This window comes from Marinifilum sp. JC120, from assembly GCA_004923195.1.
Taxonomy (GTDB): Bacteria; Desulfobacterota; Desulfovibrionia; order Desulfovibrionales; family Desulfovibrionaceae; genus Maridesulfovibrio.
On sequence record RDSB01000258.1, the window covers coordinates 1 to 362 of the forward strand.

General features: G+C 32.3%; 1 protein-coding gene. It reads right to left on the reverse strand.

From position 1 onward, the window contains the following. A partial coding sequence (locus tag D0S45_21020) for a hypothetical protein (GenBank protein TIH01871.1) occupies positions 1 to 362 on the reverse strand: 362 nt, incomplete at its 3' end.

Genomic DNA, 362 nt, shown 5'->3' on the forward strand with positions numbered 1-362 from the left:
AAATAATCCATATACAAAATGGAGTTGTCATAAGAATTGATGAGTTCTTCAGAAGTATTGTGATGAATAGAACGTGAATTCGAAACAGGAATGAACTTTTTAAACCGATCATCATAGCGATAATTGTAGTACCAATGCGAACCAATAGTATGTAGTACTATAAGTTTTTGTTTCGTCGACTTGCTTATTTTTGAATCAAAAACTTCTAAAATATTTTCATCTGTCCAAAGCTTATCAGAATAAACACTGCTCATCACACTTGTTGGAATATAATGATCTACTGATTTAGCGATGCCATCGTAGGTGTAATCAGGTGTTTGATTTGCAAACCAATAGGTATCAAATCCACATTGTTTGAAGAT